Annotated in this window: 13 protein-coding genes; 4 read left to right on the top strand and 9 right to left on the bottom strand. The window is 47.5% G+C overall.

Annotated elements, in window-relative coordinates:
• The 8 genes from VHE34_RS25075 to VHE34_RS25040 form a co-directional block, all read right to left on the bottom strand.
• Positions 1-1,725: condensation domain-containing protein (locus tag VHE34_RS25075; protein ID WP_325593071.1), on the bottom strand; the 1,725-nt coding region annotated here is incomplete at its 3' end.
• A 58-nt stretch (positions 1,726-1,783) separates the two neighbouring features.
• The gene (locus VHE34_RS25070) at positions 1,784-3,520 is read right to left on the bottom strand and encodes a fatty acyl-AMP ligase (protein WP_325593069.1); all 1,737 of its coding nucleotides are present in this window, start codon (positions 3,518-3,520) and stop codon (positions 1,784-1,786) included.
• A 31-nt stretch (positions 3,521-3,551) separates the two neighbouring features.
• Positions 3,552-4,532 (bottom strand): 2,3-diaminopropionate biosynthesis protein SbnB, encoded by a 981-nt coding sequence (locus VHE34_RS25065; protein ID WP_325593067.1) that lies wholly within the window; start codon positions 4,530-4,532, stop codon positions 3,552-3,554.
• 11 nt (positions 4,533-4,543) lie between these two features.
• The gene (gene sbnA, locus VHE34_RS25060) at positions 4,544-5,542 is read right to left on the bottom strand and encodes a 2,3-diaminopropionate biosynthesis protein SbnA (RefSeq protein WP_325593065.1); all 999 of its coding nucleotides are present in this window, start codon (positions 5,540-5,542) and stop codon (positions 4,544-4,546) included.
• A gap of 377 nt (positions 5,543-5,919) precedes the next feature.
• Positions 5,920-8,358: an ABC transporter permease gene (locus VHE34_RS25055; RefSeq protein WP_325593063.1), complete on the bottom strand. Its 2,439-nt coding sequence runs from the start codon at positions 8,356-8,358 to the stop codon at positions 5,920-5,922.
• A 57-nt stretch (positions 8,359-8,415) separates the two neighbouring features.
• Positions 8,416-8,586, bottom strand: coding sequence for a hypothetical protein (locus tag VHE34_RS25050; RefSeq protein ID WP_325593061.1), 171 nt, complete (start codon positions 8,584-8,586; stop codon positions 8,416-8,418).
• On the bottom strand, positions 8,583-8,960 hold the full coding sequence (locus tag VHE34_RS25045; RefSeq protein ID WP_325593060.1) for a hypothetical protein: 378 nt from the start codon (positions 8,958-8,960) through the stop codon (positions 8,583-8,585). The genes VHE34_RS25050 and VHE34_RS25045 overlap by 4 nt, the downstream gene beginning before the upstream one ends.
• 439 nt (positions 8,961-9,399) lie before the next feature.
• A complete protein-coding gene (locus VHE34_RS25040; protein WP_325593058.1) occupies positions 9,400-10,734 on the bottom strand; it encodes an APC family permease in 1,335 nt (444 codons plus the stop codon).
• 239 nt (positions 10,735-10,973) lie between these two features.
• Here VHE34_RS25040 and VHE34_RS25035 point away from each other — a divergent pair, with 239 nt between their 5' ends.
• Positions 10,974-11,918 carry a tyrosine-type recombinase/integrase gene (locus tag VHE34_RS25035; RefSeq protein ID WP_325593056.1) on the top strand — a complete coding sequence of 315 codons (945 nt, stop codon included), beginning with the start codon at positions 10,974-10,976 and terminating at the stop codon, positions 11,916-11,918.
• Positions 11,919-11,931: 13 nt separating this feature from the next.
• Complete coding sequence (locus VHE34_RS25030; RefSeq protein ID WP_325593054.1) at positions 11,932-13,143, top strand: pyridoxal phosphate-dependent aminotransferase; 1,212 nt, start codon at positions 11,932-11,934, stop codon at positions 13,141-13,143.
• Here VHE34_RS25030 and VHE34_RS25025 read toward each other — a convergent pair.
• Positions 13,084-14,589 carry a pentapeptide repeat-containing protein gene (locus VHE34_RS25025; RefSeq protein ID WP_325593052.1) on the bottom strand — a complete coding sequence of 502 codons (1,506 nt, stop codon included), beginning with the start codon at positions 14,587-14,589 and terminating at the stop codon, positions 13,084-13,086. The genes VHE34_RS25030 and VHE34_RS25025 overlap by 60 nt on opposite strands.
• Positions 14,590-15,163: 574 nt before the next feature.
• Between VHE34_RS25025 and VHE34_RS25020 the strand changes: the two genes are divergently transcribed.
• Both VHE34_RS25020 and VHE34_RS25015 read left to right on the top strand, forming a co-directional pair.
• The gene (locus tag VHE34_RS25020; protein WP_325593050.1) at positions 15,164-15,940 is read left to right on the top strand and encodes a DUF6577 family protein; all 777 of its coding nucleotides are present in this window, start codon (positions 15,164-15,166) and stop codon (positions 15,938-15,940) included.
• On the top strand, positions 15,937-16,995 hold the full coding sequence (locus VHE34_RS25015; protein WP_325593049.1) for a nucleotidyl transferase AbiEii/AbiGii toxin family protein: 1,059 nt from the start codon (positions 15,937-15,939) through the stop codon (positions 16,993-16,995). Before VHE34_RS25020 ends, VHE34_RS25015 begins: the two co-directional genes overlap by 4 nt.
• The last annotated feature ends 75 nt before the right edge of the window (positions 16,996-17,070 follow it).

The following is a 17,070-nucleotide window of genomic DNA, read 5'->3' as shown; positions in this document are numbered from 1 at the left end:
GCCGGCGTCGGAGACGAAGAACCGGAGGCGGTCGATGGGCTGGATGGGGTCGAGCGGCAGATAGATGGCGCCGGTCTTGCCGATGGCCAGCAGGGCGGCGGCCCAAAGTACCGATCGTTCCAGCAGGACGCCGACGATCTGACCAGGTTGGATCGTCCACTGTTGTTTGAGGGTGCGGGCAAGCTGATCCGAATACTGATCGAGTTGTTGATAGGTCCACTGATGGTGTTCGTCGGCGACGGCCAGGGCGTCGGGATATTGGAAGGCGGAGCGGCGGAAGGCGGCGGGGAAGCCGCCGTCGAGAAGATAATCGCGAACGGGCCCTTGGGCGAGGGTTAGCAATTCATTACGCTGTTCAGCCGATAGAAATTCCAGGTCGCTCAACAGAAGTTCCGGAGCAGTACAGGCCAAGTGCAGCAACTGCTTGAAATGCCCGGGCGCCGCCGCTACCAGATCGGCTGCTACCCGGCGAGGGTCATATTGAAAAAGGCAGGCGAAACCCGCTTTCTCTTCGATGATTTCCAAATGGATGTCGAATAACGAGTGTTGTTTGATCAGCTTTATATCGAACTCCGGCAGAAAGTTGCTGCCGAGGACTGGCGAATGTTCGTATCCCCGGCGGAAAGACAGATAAAATTGCAGGGGGATGGGCTCCCCTTCGTTGGCATGCCGATGCTCGTCATTGAGAAGGCTGAAGGGAAAGCGGCCATGACTGATGGATTGTTTTAGGTGCCGGTGAAGGTCCTGCAAATGATGGACGACGCTCATAGAAGGGTCGAGCATCTGGTATAAGGGCAGTGTATTAACACAGTACCCCACGACGGAGCGCATATCTCGGGTCGGCCGGTTGTACCAGGGAATACCGATGAACGTTTCCCAGCGGTTGCAATAACGGGCCAGCAGCAGTTGATACGCTGCCATCATAACGGTGAATGGGGTGGTATTGGTGCTCTTTGCGACGGCGAGGATCTCCCGGTAGTTGTCACCGGTGAGGTGAAACGGGATCGATTGCCGTTGGCTCGTGGAAGGGTTATGACCGGGGCTGAGATCCACCCGCGCAGGAATGGCGGCGAGGCTCTCCCGCCAGAAAGCGAGAGATTGCCGGGCATCGGACGAAAGAAGATATTCGCTTTCCCGATGAATAAAGAGCGGATAGTCGGGTTCAGACGCGATTAAGCAGGCAGGGTCCTGGTTATCCCGGTAATGCCAGGCGGCTACCAATTGGGGAAAGAGCAGGTTTAGGGACCATCCATCGCAAACGATGTGATGAACGGAAGCCAATACAAGCCATTCGTCCTCCCCGGAAAGAAAGAGTCTGACCCGGAAAAGGGGGCCGGTGGCCAGATCGAAGGGTTCGTTGAAATATTGCTGAATGGACCTGTCCAATTGATGCCTGGACAGGGGAGTATTGTTTACCAGCATCCAATCTACGGGTGCCTCAGGTTTGATCTGCCGGACAAATTGGCCATTCACCTGGCTATACGTCGACTGGAGGACGGGATATTGGTAAAGCAGCCGGGTAAACGCAGAACGGAGACGGGCAAGGTCTGTTTGAACAGGGACCCTGAACAGGACGCCTTCGTTGTATCGACTGGAATGAGGATCTTCGGCGCAAAGGAAACACATCGCTTTTTCGCCTGCCGAGATGGAAGTATAGCAATTACCGGCAGGAGTTCCCGGTTCGGATGCGGTGATGCCGATCGGCTTCTCTTTCAGGCTGATCATGACTGGGTTTGTTTTGGCTGGAATGGTCTACGTGGTCGCGGTCAGATGAGGAATTGTCTCAGGACACGGATGAATATTCGTAGAGGGGCTGAAGAAGTCCCTGATGGTATTTTTCCTGGATCTCACTTCGTTTCAGCTTACCGCTGGAGGTGACGGCAATATGCGACGGCTTAACGACGCAGATGCGAATGGAACGGATGCCGAAGGCCTGCGAAACGGATTTTGTAACGGGCTCGAATAGGTCGTTTGGAAAGCGGGTTTTTTGGGAGTTGACGCGGTTCATGGATGTGATTAGGACGAGTTGGGTTCCCTCCTTGTCATATAAGAAGGCGGTGGTCCTTCCTCGTCGAAATGCGGGCTGGGCTTTTTCCGCACACTGTTCGATCTCGTGCGGGTATTGAAACCGGCCGTTCAGCAGGAGCCGATCCTGGAGCCTACCCATGATATACAATTCTCTGTTGTAGAAAAAACCCATATCGCCCGTCCGGAGATACTGTTTTTGGTCGTTGGAATCAGCCGGCGAAGCGTTGAAGCGGTACGAGCTCGCTTCATTGTCGTTGAGGTATTCCCGGGCGACTGAAGGTCCGGAGATCCAGATCTCCCCGATCGTGGAGGGCTGGCAGGGGGCATTGCTTTCCGGATCGACGATGAGGATATTCGTGTCAATAGGCGGTTTGCCGCATCCGACGAGCAACCTTGATCCTTTCGCACGAGGAGGAGTAACGACGATCCGATGTTCAACTAATTGTTCCGCGTCTACCCAGAGGTATTCGACGGGCGAGAGCATCGAGGGGGCAGTGACTTTTAATGTGGCTTCGGCGAGCCCGTAGCAAGGTTTGATCACGTTCTTTTTCAGGTGGGCCGTTCTGAATCGTTGTTCGAACCGGAGGATGGTCTCGGGAATAACCGGCTCGCCGCAATTGGCGAGGTAGCGCAGGTGGCTTAGGTCCAGCGAGTTTTTGTTGCGGCGGCCAGCGTTTGCCAGGCAAAGCTCGAAGGCAAAGTTGGGGGCAATAGAATGGGTTATTTTGAATCGGGAGATATTATACAGCCAGCTTACCGGGTCACTAAGGAAGTTGGTGGCAGACATGAGACAGGAAGTGACGCCGTTGTAGACACTCAGGAGGATGCCGGCGATGAGGCCCATGTCATGAAAGAAGGGCAGCCAGGACATCGTGGAGCTGGTGGAATTGTGTTCGGCTACGGCCGCCATATCACTGAGGTTGTTCAATAGTTTGTCATGCATGACGAGGATGCCCTTGGGTTTGCCGGTGGTGCCCGAGGTGTACTGGATATATGCGCCTTTTTGCGACGAATCAATATGATGTGCCGTGAAGATATCGCTACTGGTGAGCACGTCTTCCCACAAGGCCAATTTCGAATGCAGATTCTGGACCAGGTTGGGATGACTGGTGGTGATGTGTCTGGCGACCTCCCTTGTCGTCATCAGGAGAGAAGGTTTGCAGTCGTTGATGATGTGGTTGAGGCGATGGGGCATGATCTCTTTGTAGGAATACTGCACGGGAACGGCGATGAGGTTGGCGTAGAGTGCGCCGAAGAACGCACTTACGAAGTCAATGGATTCGGGAAACAACAGCAGGATGCGTTGACCTGGCGTTGTGAGCTTTTGAAGATGAACGCCCGCCTTAAATGCATAAAGGTCCAGTTCGGCGTAGGAAAGGCATTCCGTGAGAACGCCTTTTTCGTTAAGGAAGCAGAAGGCATCCTTACGCGGGTCGTTGAGGGCGTTCCAGTGAAGAAAATGAAGGATGGTGCTAAAAGTATCGTTTTTCATGGCCAAGTTGGTGAGAATGAGCGATGACCTGTCAGGCGAGTTCTGGGATGGCCTGAAGTTGTCTCTGCACATGCGTCATTTCAAAGAAATGGCGGCCGACCGCTATGTCGTAAACGGCCATGCCCATTGGGTTGAACATGATGGTCTGGCGGTGGGGGATGGCGGCAAAGCGGTCGTCAAAATCGTTCTGGCCAATCGATAGGACGGTTCCGCGTTGTATCAACCCTTCCCGATGTATTTGTTCGATGTCGGTATTTTCCCGGCAAACTTCGTCCCAGTCATCCACGGCGATGATATCCATGTGTCGCATGGCTGAAATGCAATAATCCCGTAAGGATACATTGAGGTGGAGGGAACCTTTTTTGGGTGGAAGATCTATATATCGTTGGCTTGATACCGTGCAGCTGATGAAGATGTCTGCGTCTGCGTAGGCCTCCTGCCAGCTCTCGGCTATTTCCACTTTTCCGTGGAAATTGTCAAGAAAGGCCGCTTCGTCAATGTCACGGATATCGAAGACGCGAATACTGGCGATGCTGTCGCCCGCAATCGTCTCGATCATCTGGATATGTTTGATGCCGATGGGGCCTGCGCCGGTGAGTCCTATGCGGAGTGAACCGGGTGCGGGATTTATTTTGTGAAGATATTTGCGGAGGATCATGGCTGAAACTCCAGCTGTGCGTATCGCGCTAAGCCGCGTGGCGTTGATGATACAATAAGGAATTCCGGTGCGGGCGTCGTTGAGAATGGTGACGGAACTCGCGCGCGGAAGATCATGGTGAATATTGTCCGGGAAGCTGGCGATCCACTTGATACCGGCGGTATTGAACATTCCGCCGATAAATGCAGGCATGGCGATAATGCGGTTGCGGGGATCTCCAAAACGCAGATAGGGTTTTAAGGGTTGTACGTAGTCCTTGTTGCGGATACATTGACTTGCGCTTTCAATCACATCGGCAATTCCTTGCCAGGCGATGGTTTTGTCCGGGAGTCCTGATTCGTCGAGATACAACATGCCAAGTAGTTTTATTGATGGTAGGTTTTTTTGACCCATTGTTTATTGAACACGGTGTCCATATAGGCGGATCCCTTGTCAGGGCAAAGAAAGACGGCGTTTGCATTTTTTTCAACCTGGTGTGTATTGAAGTAACATTTGGCTGCGGCATACATGGCCCCGGCGGAGGCGCCACCCAGGATGGATTGCTCTTTCAGCAGGTTCCAGCAGCCTTCCACTACCTGAGATTCGGGGAGCGTGATGATCTCATCGATTCGTGCCATCCCGATGAGCGGAGGAACTTTGCTGGCGCCGAGACCGGAGAGAAATCTTTTTTTGGGGGCCGAGCCGAAAATGACCGAGCCTTCCACGTCTACGGCGACGATGCGGATATCCGGGAAGAGTTCTTTTAGCCGCAGGGACAGACCCGCGATCGTGCCTGCGGTGCTGACGCCGATGAAGGCATAGTCGAGTTTATTGAATGCTCCGGCGATCTCCATTGCCATTCCCTCATAATATGCAAGGTAGTTGTCCGGATTTTCGTATTGGTTGGTCCAATACATTTCCGGATCAAGCGTGCAAAGCTCTTTGACCTTCTTCAGGCGGGTGAGGAGATAGCCGCCGGTCTCATCTCGATCGGCCACTTTGATGACCCGGTCGGCGAGCAATTGAAGGACCTGTTCGTAGTCGGCGTTAATATTGGGATCGATGACGACGGTACAGGAAATGCCAAGGTGGCGGCACATCGATGCCAGGGAAATGGCAAAGTTGCCGGAACTGGATTCGATAAGGGAGGTCCTGCAGGTTATAGCCCCTCTTCTTATAGCGTTTGACAGGATGTTGAAGACCGCACGGTCTTTTATACTACCCGAGTAGTTATGATATTCGAGTTTTACAAAAAGATTGACGTCGGAGAAGCGCATTTTCCTCAAAGGTGTTTTGCCTATATATGTCAGTACTTCGTCCAGTTTTTGCGACAGGTGGTTTTCCCTGGACAAGATGACCGGCAGGTCGACAAGTTGTTCTTCCATGTAGATGTTTTGAACGGTAATGGAATAAGATGCAGATCGTTATGGGTCGAGAAAAAGATGGGGAGGAGGAATGGCTTCGCCAAGAAGAATCACAATTTTCTCATGTTGGCAGACACATGCGTCTGCTGATGATCTAAAGTTATTTTGTTTGCAGATAAAAAAATCAAGGCGACGATGTGGGGAGAGGGTGCGCGAGTGGGCGTACGGAAAACCACAAAGAATGGAGATGGGACCGGTTTTGCGCAGGAGACAGAAGGAAGATCGGGTGTGGAGATGGCTCGACCGGGTTGACGAAGGTCTTGATTGAAAGAAATAAATTTATGGATTCCCGTAACAGCTTTGACTTTTTTTGTAATTGCAGGGTGTATTACAATGGGTCAATCTGTCCGCAATTGACGGATGGGATTTTCGAGTGAAGTTTTGAGGGTGTGGAAGGTGATGGTAAGAAGCGTGAAACAGAGGCAGAGGAAGCCTGCCATTGCAAAAATCGGCCAGCCCGGATGGATGCGATAAGCGAACCCGTCGAGCCACTGGCGGGTTGCGATCCGGGCTACGGGGGTGGCAATTATAAATGCGATCAGCACCAGCCAGATATATTCCCTGGACATCTGGACGAAGAGGGATGGAGTGGAGGCGCCCAGCACTTTTCGGATACCCATTTCCTTTGTCCGGCGGCGGGCTGTAAAGGCGGCGAGGCCGACCAGGCCTAAGCCTGATATGACGATGACGAGTACGGAGAGGCTGAGGGCGATGACGCCGGTGCGCTGGTCATCGGCATATAGCTGGTCAAAGGTTTCCTGCAGGGGACGCCAGTTGAACGAATTGCCGGGATACAAATTCGTGTATAGGGTTTCGATAGAAGCCATTTTTTGTTTCAATCCTGAAAAGTCCGTCTTGATAGTGTAATGGCTGTTGTTATGAACGGGAATATAGATAATGGGTTCGATGGGTTCTTTTAGCGATCGGTGGTGATAGTCCCTGGCGATTCCAACGATCGTAAAAGGTTTACCCCAGCGGATGAGTTTACCGACCGCGGTCGAAGGTTCATAACCGAGGGTGCGTGCGGCAGTTTCATTTATGATCAGCCGGTCGCCTTGAAATCCTTTGTCTGCGTCGGCCTGGCTGAAATTGCTGCCAAAAAGCAAGGGTATCTGGTAAGTGGGAAAGAAGTTTTCATCCACTTCGGAGATGGAATAGGCGGTTCGGTCGTCGCCGGTACGGGGAACGGATCCGGTGATGCCGTCCGCAGAAAAATTATGACCGGAGCCGATACCTGGGACACTGCCTGAGCAGGAGAACTGATTGACAAATGGAAGGCGGGCGAGTTCTGTTCTGAAGAGGGTTGATTTTGTTTTGAATGTCGAGTCTTTTAAGACAGGGCCGTCGATGACTATCAGTCTGTCCAAATTCATGCCCAGGTCCTGGTGTTTCATAAAGCGTACTTGTTGGAAAGCCACAAGGGTAAGGGCGATGAAAAGGCAGGAAACGGCCAATTGAAAGATGACGAGCCCTTTGCGAACAAGCGAATGGCCTAGTTTGCCGGGGTTGTTGAGATGGATCGCGGTGATAGGTTTTAGCCGGGAAAGCAGCAATCCTGTATATGCGCCACAGACCAGACTGCCGGCGACGAGCGTAGCGATGGCGACGGTGATCATGCCCTGGTTGGCGATGTAGCTTAATGCGAGGGGTTTTCCGGTAACGTAGTTGAACAGGCCCTGCACGATGCCGGTAAGGATAATGGCGACGCCGATTCCTGAAAGGTTAAGGAGCGTCGATTCGGTGACGGAACGCCAGGCTATCTGGGAGGTGCTGCTGCCTGTGACCTTGTGAATGCCGATCTCTTTTGCGCGGGTGAGGGCGTCGGCGGTGGCGAAATTGATGTAGTTGATCCAGGCAATCACCAGCACGAGTATCCCGAGCAGGAGCACTGTATTTGCCAGGCCGTAGGACGCAAAGCTGGGGTTGTCGTCATTCCATCCGGCGCCGAGATGCATTTCTTTTACCGGCTGGAGAAAGATAGCGCCGCGTTTTTTGGCATATTCGGGATCGTTCTGCTGCCAGAGTCTCGTGGCGGTTGAGGCGACGGTTGTTGGGTCGGCCTGTGGATCCAGCCAAACGAAGGTGTTATAAGAGTCATTGCCCCAGGTGGTAAGGCGAGCCCAGTCAGAGCCTTCCGTATATTTTGGATCATCAAGGATGTGAATGGAGAACAGGTAGCGGAAGCGAATGTCGCTTTGCGCCGGAATATCTGCGGTTACGCCCGTTACTCTTACCGGAAGCTGACCAAATTGGTTGTGCAGTACGATGGTTTTCCCGATGGCATTTACCTCGCCGAACAGCTGCTTTTTAACGGAAGTCGTGATAACGACCGTATTGGTCTGATCGAGGCCGTTTGTGCCTTCGACCATTGGAAAATTGAAGGCGTCGAGGAAGGCGGCGTCTGCAAAGATGCAATCGTCTTCGCGGAAAACGCGTGGAGCGGTATTGGCGGAATCTGGTTGCCAGGAGATAATAGCGCCATCGTTGAAGTTCGGGGCCAGGCGTACTGCCCGGTGTACGCCCGGGATATGTTTTTGCATGAGTGGGGCAAGGGGAGGGAAAACGGCGGCCGTTTTGCCATCTGTGCCGGAGATGCCCACGCGATAGAGGTTTCCAAGGTGGTTGTGAAACCGGTTGAAACCTGTTTCGTAGCTAAAAAATTCGAGTGAGAGGAGGAAGATGGTGATGCCGACGGCGAGACCGGCGACGTTCAATATCGAGAAGAATTGTTTACGTCTGATCGATCGAACGGAGGATTTGAGATAGAACAGCCACATAAGCCGGCAATTTAGATGTAGTAGATAGCAGTATTGGCCAAACAGGATGCCAGTTTGCTATGTATTCAAATATAACGGTTTATAATGATCAACGGAAGGAAATTGTCCGGATACGGACAGTTGCTGTGCGAAAATCCCTGTAGCTGTCCGTTCTCCGGCTTTACGGCCATTTCCAATATAGAAGTAAGCCTTGTCGCCCTTACTGTTTTTCCTTTTCTCAATTTTCATATCCCTGCGTTTTGTAAGGTGAAGAATATTGTGTCAAACGCCATGCCGGTTGAAGCACAAAAGAAGGGTAGCGAGGATTTACCGGAGATGCCTAGGGCATAAGTGGCGGAAAGCGATGGGAACTGAATAGAATCCGAGTCGATAGCTGGAAATTTGTTTTCGATCGGTATGTCGGCTGCGATGATGCGTGTCAGTTCGGTGTTGGCGGTGTGGGACTGCGGCAGGTCAATATGGCGGGGTGGGCTTGGTTTCAACAATCGGCCGTGTGTCAGATCGTGTGTCAAACAGCCGATTTGAGGGCTTTTTTTGGGGAAAAAACGGGGATGTTTTTGTCGTTTTGTGCGAGTTCGAATCGCAGTTTTTTCGTGTGTCATTTCGTGAGTCAAATTTGTGTCAAGAAATAAGTTTGAAAGCGAAAAAAAGCGACACAAATTTGACTCACGGGAATTAAAAAAGCCTTGTAAATCAGTTATTTACAAGGCCTTAAAAGTGCGCGGGATGCGCACAAGACTTGGCCTGGTATTCAATAATTTATTCGCGTCGTTCGCCAATCGTTCGCCGGTTTCCGGCGAGTTGTTGGGTGTTCGGTGAAAGAACTTGTGTGTGGCAAGATAAACAATTGATGCAATTTGAGATGTTCCTTTTTGGCACATGTGTTTAGATTAAAGCCGGCCTTCAGATTGGTCACTCTAATGTTAATCAGGTCGATATGCAGACTTTATATCGGCAAATAAAAGTGCGATTTTGGTCGATTTTAAGTCGGAAAAACGTCAACATGTATAAGCGATTGGGATATCAACCTATCCACAGAATTTATTGGGCACGGCGCTTACGGCTTCTAATTCGCCATGCCAGGTCCGCTGTAAACAGAAGGAAAATTGCCCATAACAGTGTGTATTTCATTTTTGTGGACAATATCAGGGCTAAAATGACAATGAATAATATGGCCAATGGGAAGGACGCTACGACTATCAATCCGGGAATTCCCAATGGAATTTTAAACGGACGATATTCATGAGGGGATTTTTGACGCATGCGTATAAGAGCTATCATTTCAAGTACCAATTTGGCGCCGTACAATAAGACGTCCACGATGACAAGGTCGTTGAACGTCCATAATGATAGACAACTGACAAACAAGGCGCTTATAATTATGGAGACGTAGGGTGTGTGATACTTTGGATGTGGCTCGGAAAATTTTGCCGGCAATATGCCATCTTCTGCAATTGCTTTCGGCACACGAGAGATAGAAAGAAGTATTGAAGAAAATAGGCCGAGCGCACTGGCTATTCCAGCTAAAGAAATCAATATCCCGAGCCACTCTCCGGCTACCATAGACCCTAGCGCGGGGAATCCTTCGTTGCCAAATACAGATGGAGAAATATTCGAATTAATTGCGACCAATGTGGAGAGAAAGTAGATGCTGAAAATGACGCAAAATGCAATGCAGACTGAAAGTAGGTATGTGTTTGCCGGTTTTTCGACTTCGTTTGAGTAGGTCGTTATATCGTCCCATCCCATGAAATTCCAAATCACAATATACGTTGCTAACCCAAGGGAGGATAGATCCGTTCCTTTAAAAGACAATTTGGGGATTATTATAGGTGTAGCGTTATGAAAAAAGGTCGCAACAAATAATAGTAAAAATGGCGTGATCAATAGCGTACCCAGTACAATAGTGGTCTTGGCGACAGGAACAATTCCTCTTATGTTGAGTCCTGCATTTATCCAAACAATCGACAAGTATATAATTATTTTTAAATTCGTAATCGAAGGGATAATAAAGGCTGCATATTCAACCAACAGCTTAGGGTAAATTGCGAGGTCAATAAAGGCGTTCAGCCATGTCCACCATCCCATGTAAAATGCCCAGCGTAGGCCTAGCGACCGTTTAATCCACTGATAGTAGCCGCCTACCAAAGGCATCATTCCGTTTAATTCAAGTACTGACACTGCAATCGGCAAAACCCAGAAAACAGGAATAAGAAGCAGTATTAACAGCGAGCCATGTTTGCCTGCGTTTGATATTAGTGGCTCCAGGCCGAAAGGGCCTCCTGATACTGTAAAGAAAATCAGTGCTGTTAATTGAATAACCCGCAATTTAACGTTAGGGGATCTATGTGTAATCCTCATTTGATTGGCTTCCAATTCGTGGATTTCATCATAAATAGTGGCTGTCAGGCGCCTGCTATTGAACCTATAGATATATCAAATCTTAAAGGTAAGATAAGCAAATGCCGCTATGTGAGCAAACATAACGGGCCTGCGTCCCTATGGGGACATTGTAAAGGCGGCCATGTGAACCGACAATTCTTGGCGACGGTACTTGTCGGAAACCCGACGCCAACTGGTTTTTTTTTCGGTTATTGTGGGGAAAAGTTAAACTTATGATGCTTTCAGCCGCCTGTCTTCAATTTCTCCAGCATTGCCGGTTCGAGAAGGTTCTCAGCTCCAAAACAATTAAAGCGTACTCAAGTGATATGAAGCAATTTTGCTTGTTCGTAGGTCGTAGGATTTCCATAGATAAGGTTGGAAAAACTGAGATACGAGATTATGTTGCGAGTTTGTCAAGCTTTAAGCCAAAGACGATCAAACGAAAAGTCGCAACATTGAAGGCCTTGTTTAATTTTCTTGAGTTTGATGACGCAATCCTCCTGAATCCTTTCCGTAAGATGCGTATAAGAATAAAAGAGCCTAAGCGGCTTCCGTCTGTTATGGACATTCAAGAGATCACCGGTATATTTCGTGCGACCTATGGTCGAAGACATTTGCTAGATAATCCGGCAAGTTACAGATATCGGTCGGCAATCAGGAATATTGCTGTAATCGAGCTTTTGTTTGCTACAGGGGCCCGGGTCTCAGAGATAGCGAATTTGCGGGTTGAAAGCCTTCAGCTTTCCAACGGATTGGTGACAATTCGGGGAAAGGGCGATAAGGAGCGGATAATACAGGTTTGCAGCGCGGAAGCTCTTTCGGCCATTCGCGAATATTTTTCTCTATTTAGAAGCGACATCAACTCGGCTGGCGGATGGTTTTTCATCAACAGGGTTGGCCGAAAATTATCAGACCAGTCTATTCGCAACTTGGTTAAAGCAGTTGCAAGACAGGCCGGGATGACGAGAAAGGTGACACCTCACGTTTTTCGGCACTCCTTTGCGACCTTATTGTTGGAGAAGGAAGTTGATATCAAATATATTCAGGTGATGCTGGGGCATAGCTCGATTGTTACGACGCAGATATACACCCATGTGAATGCGATTAAGCAAAAAAAGATCCTCGAGACTAAGCATCCGCGTAAAGATATCACGCTTTTTCTCGGGAATGCTGGATAACTAAATATTATCCATGAAATTGAATTATGATATTGAATGGCTTTTTAAAAAGGTGTACAACCTTCAATCAAAATCACCGATGCCTAGTCTGGGCTTTCTTTCCGACTGGGATTGCTACTCCGAAAGTGATCAGGAGCTGGTAGAAATAGTTAATTCAACATTTGACGCCGCAAAGGAAAAAACGGAAAAGTATCTATTTCCCTATGAGCAACTTCAGTTAAAAGAACAAATCAGAGGATTTTTGGAAACTTCCTATCACTTGCACTATAAAGATGATGATCTTACGATTAGTCCAAGTTCCACGGTTTCGATTAGCTTAGTGACAAGCGCGCTACACCTACTTGGCTGCAAAAGGCTGCTCGTTATTACCCCGGCTTACTTCTCTCTCCTGACCAACATAAAAAAACTTCCATTTGAAATCGTGTATCACCATCTTTTCAATCGGGAAGGCTTCGATTTGCGACTGGGTCAGTTGGAAACGCTGGTAGTCGAGCAGTACATTGATGCCGTTTTCCTTACCGATCCGGTTTATAGTACCGGGGTCGATTTTATCGAATCGTCGTATGCCCGGTTGGTTGACATCTGCAACAAAAATCATTCCTGGCTTATTGTCGATCATTCTCTCGGTGGCCTAAATTGGAATGGAGGAAATAAGCTGATGCCTGCCGGGAAAATGAAAGTGCTTGCCGGCTGCGAAAAATATTGTTTCATCGACTCTTTGTCGAAGCGACTGCTTATTAATGGAATCAAGTTTTCCACTATTTTTGGCAGTGCCGCTATTATCGACGGTATCGACAGAACATCGGATTCATTATATGGAGCGCTTAACTCCGTGCAAACGGAATTCATGCGGAAGATTTTTACCTCTGAAGGGGAAAATGTGGTTGTGCAGCGCATTAACAGGTCGGTCGCGGATTTAAAATCCAATTTCGAACTTATGAAGTCCGTTGTTGCAGATTCCGACTATCTGCTACCACCCGTCAACTGTGGCTACTTTACCTATCTGTTCCATAAAGACAAACGGATAAGGCATATCGATACGGAAAAATATCTTGATTTTTTATTGGCCCAGCTGCATATCGTCGGTCTGACAAACGATAGGCTGGGCTACTTCGAAGATAACAATCTGGGTCTTAGGGTCAACCTGAGTTTACCTTGCTCCAAGCTAGCCCGTTTGCTCAGAGACGTGAGCAGGCTGCCCTTGCATAGCTTTCACAAGGGATAGCAATCGTTGGGTTGATTTATCTTCATTAAAGGCATCGGGGTCAAGGTTGCTTGCTAATTGAGCTACTTCCAGTATCTTGCGAAGCTCATCCGGATTATTCTCTTCGTGAACTTTGTCGACCATTTTTTGAAGGACGGAGGACGCTAATTCCGTTCGTAGCCCAGAAATTCTATTATTCCTTTTGTTGTTACGGAGATATTTTGTGAAACTGTTGATGAGCAAAATCCCGAGGGGCAAATAGATCAGCACTTCATAGATCGTCGACCCTTTTCTCTTGCCAATAATAAAATAAATATTATTACGCGCCACATCAACACCGGTATATTTTCTCAAAATTTCCTCCAGAATCTCTTCGAATTCCCGTTCATCACTATCTTCTACGACGACTTCTAAATAGATGAGGTCAGATGGATCGATGCCATCCAGCATATTGTCTTCGATCACGGACATTTGAACAAGGCTTTTCAGATGTTGATTTTTACCTATGATAACTAGCTGGTCATCGAGGCTCAGGCCAGATACGTCCACTTCATCGAAGAATTTAATAACTCTATAGTAGTCATAGAGCTTAATGTATCCAGTATTGAAATAGTATTCAAGAACCTTGAACATTTTCTCAATTTGGTACATGCGAACCAATTGATTGGTATCCGCTATCAATCTTAAGGCAGAATATCTTATAATTGGATAGATTGACGACTTGTTACTCTCGATAAAGTTTTTCTGAACGACAATATTAATCGCTTCGTAATATCTCTTCTTTTCCAGAAACAGCTTGAATAGATTTGCCAAAAGCTCAACTTTGTCGATCTCCAACTTCACCAACTTTCCTCTGTATTTCAATTGCAGAAGATCGATGTACTTCTCTTTAAAGAAGTAAGATCCGAGATAGTCTGCGTCAATGGTGACATTTTCGAATCGGCAATTGGAAAAATAGAGATTGATGGCCGTCATGGCTGACAGATCCACATTCTTAAAACTTACCTTGTCAAAAGTCACCTCGTCCATGGTCGTCTTCGCAAACGAGCAGTCGGCAATATATGTGTTAATGAATTTGCATTCCTGTATATTGTTCGATAAAAATTTAATGTCGCTCATTTGAGTATTTTCAAATACAAGGCGAACCAGGGACGTCGATGAGAAAGTAAGTTCTTGAATATTGACGTTAACTAAGTAGGAATTATAGAATTCAGTTGATTTAAAAATACAATCTTTAAATTCAGTGCTTTCTACGTAGCAGTCTATAAAGTCGGCATTTGAGAAATTGTTTTTGAAAAAATAATTGAATAAGAATCTCGCCCCCCTGAAATCGCTTCTATAAAAGGAAATTGGATTTTCGGTTCGGCGTTGATCTACGCGGTCGAATAGAAAATTTTGGAAATTTTCTCGCTCACGCTTTTGATCGCCGTTGTCAAAAAATTTAAGGGTTTGGACAATATCGCTCATGCCAGATAATATTTAGTTATCGATAATTCAGAAAAATAGGTAAATTTTTCCCCGTGAGCAATTTCGAGGATTCGAAGAGAGAAAATTCAGGAAAATATTTGGATTTCTGACCCGTGAAAACACCCAAAGTTCCCTATTGGGTGAGACAAGGGATAAGGGTTTACATGATCGTTCACAGAGATTGGGTGTCATTATCGCGGAACCGGATCGGATTTGGCGAACTTCGAGTCGGGCGGCAATTGCCGTTGTAACAGTCTAAGTCGGATGTTCGAGATCTAATTTTCCCAGGGCCGAGAGGGATAAGTGAATGACTTCGCTTTCAAAGAATTGCCAAATTTGAGCAAATCTGGTAATTCTTTGGTTCTGGGCAGGATTGGTTCCTGGAGCCCTTTTGTTCGTTAATGGCCTGCTTTGGGAAAAATTAATAGCGATTAAGACAAATGTTCATCCAATTGATAACCAAATATTTAGAGCAGATAGTAAAATTGTATAACTAATATAAGCCACTTCTTAATATAAATGGTGTATATTTGATATCTAATGTCGGCCACTTTTAACAAAAAATGGCTTACTTATGACAATCATGTATACAAAAAAGCACACAGAGACTAAGCTGACGAAGCATTTTTCCCGGAGGGAAGCCTTTTCCCGGGAGGAACTGTTTGCCTATTTGCGGAAGCTGGATCCAGAGTTGAAGGAAACCACTTTCACTTGGCGGATTTTTGATCTCAAAAGAAGGCAGCTAATTAAAGAAGTGGGTAAGGGCGTTTATTCCCTGGAACAAAAGCGGCGGTTCAAGCCAGAGGCGGACGAAGTGATGAGAGAGATATGTTCTATTCTGGATAATGTAGGGAACCATCAGGGTTATAACATCTGGTCGACGGCGTGGCTAAACGAATTTATAGAGTTGCAGGCCACTTCATTTCTCTATATCCTGGAGGTCGACAAGGCGTCCGTGGAACGGGTATTTTTTTCATTGAAAGATTCCAGGTTTTTTTCAAACCTTTTTATCAACCCGGACGGAAAGATCATCGAGCATTATATATCCGAATTGCCGCAATCTATTATTGTCGCCCCGATGATTAGCAGGGCGCCCATCATGGAGGTCAATGGAATGGCCTTCCCTACGCTCGAAAAAATATTGGTGGACCTGTTTTGCGATTCGAAATTGTATTTCGCCTATCAGGGCCAACAACTGGTTAAGATATTCGAAGCATCGTTATCTAAATATGAGATCAATTATTCCCGGTTGTTCAATTACGCGAAGCGACGGCACCGGGAGGACACGTTAAAAGCTTTTTTGCATGAACACCAGGATTTGTGTAAGGAAGTCCCATCTATAATAGCATGATCAGTTCAGATTCGTTTCAGAAGACATGGTTCGATACCCACCGGTCAAGGAAAGGGTATGAAAAGATCAATCCGCCATTGGTAGAAAAGATGATACATGCCCTAAGCCTGGTGGAACAACTAGCAGTTCAGGGGTTGGACTTTGTATTTAAAGGTGGGACCTCGCTTGTCTTGTTGATGGATGATGCCGGCAGATTTTCCATTGACATAGACATAATCACTCGCGCCAGCCGCGACGAAATCGAGAATGTATTGACAGCAGTATGCGCTCATTCTCCGTTTCTAAAATTTAAGCTCAGTGAACATCGAAGTTACAAAGAAGGTGTTCCCAAAGCTCACTACGAACTGTATTATATGTCCGCTTTGTCCGGCAACGAGGACCATATCTTGCTGGATATTCTCTTTGAAGAACATTCCTATCCCACGGTGCTGAAAGTGCCGGTCAAAACGTTCTGGTTGGTTACCCATCAGGACGATATTTTTGTCAACGTACCTTCGGCGGCGTCCATTGCCGGTGACAAATTGACGGCATTTGCACCTACCACGACAGGTGTTTTATACGGGAAACGTAAGGAAGTGGAAATTATCAAACAGCTCCATGATATTAATAAATTGTACCATCGGATTGAGTCGGTGGAGGTGTTCAAAAAGGCATTCAACGATACCGTAGAAAAAGAGATCCGTTACAGGGGAAACCGCTATAGCAGAAATGATGTTCTCGATGATGTTGTTAATGCAGCTGTCCTGATAGCACGAAGGGAGCGCAATACTGAAAATCCCCATAAAGGTTACTTTGCGGAGATAAAACTGGGCCTGCTGCAATTTAAAACCTATTTGACCACCGGTGCTTTTAGGATCGAGGAAGCAATTGTTGGCGGCGCCAAGGCCGCTTTACTGGCGGCAAAGCTTAAATCTGGCAACAAGGATGGCCTGCCCAAATTTGAAGCCGGAATGAAGAAAAACGAATTTTTAGTGAGTAAACCGGAGTTTATTGACCTAAACAAACTGCCGGCCGAACCGCTATTTTATTGGTTTCACGCATTAAGTCTTCTGTAGTCTTCACTTGGCTTTCCATATGCGAACAATTGCTTATTTTCGCTCTTCTTCTTTGCTAAGTTCCCACCAAATTAA

It is taken from the genome of Puia sp. (assembly GCF_035546395.1).
Classification (GTDB): Bacteria; Bacteroidota; Bacteroidia; order Chitinophagales; family Chitinophagaceae; genus Puia.
This window is presented reverse-complemented; position numbering and strand designations above follow the sequence as displayed.

Bases quoted from the DNA above. Each gene is read 5' to 3' on its own strand.
- VHE34_RS25070 (WP_325593069.1), bottom strand. From the start codon at position 3,520: ATGAAAAACGATACTTTTAGCACCATCCTTCATTTTCTTCACTGGAAC.
- VHE34_RS25065 (WP_325593067.1), bottom strand. From the start codon at position 4,532: ATGTTGTATCTCGACGAATCAGGACTCCCGGACAAAACCATCGCCTGG.
- sbnA (WP_325593065.1), bottom strand. From the start codon at position 5,542: ATGGAAGAACAACTTGTCGACCTGCCGGTCATCTTGTCCAGGGAAAAC.
- VHE34_RS25055 (WP_325593063.1), bottom strand. From the start codon at position 8,358: ATGTGGCTGTTCTATCTCAAATCCTCCGTTCGATCGATCAGACGTAAA.
- VHE34_RS25050 (WP_325593061.1), bottom strand. From the start codon at position 8,586: ATGAAAATTGAGAAAAGGAAAAACAGTAAGGGCGACAAGGCTTACTTC.
- VHE34_RS25045 (WP_325593060.1), bottom strand. From the start codon at position 8,960: ATGACACACGAAAAAACTGCGATTCGAACTCGCACAAAACGACAAAAA.
- VHE34_RS25035 (WP_325593056.1), top strand. From the start codon at position 10,974: ATGATGCTTTCAGCCGCCTGTCTTCAATTTCTCCAGCATTGCCGGTTC.
- VHE34_RS25030 (WP_325593054.1), top strand. From the start codon at position 11,932: ATGAAATTGAATTATGATATTGAATGGCTTTTTAAAAAGGTGTACAAC.
- VHE34_RS25025 (WP_325593052.1), bottom strand. From the start codon at position 14,589: ATGAGCGATATTGTCCAAACCCTTAAATTTTTTGACAACGGCGATCAA.
- VHE34_RS25020 (WP_325593050.1), top strand. From the start codon at position 15,164: ATGACAATCATGTATACAAAAAAGCACACAGAGACTAAGCTGACGAAG.
- VHE34_RS25015 (WP_325593049.1), top strand. From the start codon at position 15,937: ATGATCAGTTCAGATTCGTTTCAGAAGACATGGTTCGATACCCACCGG.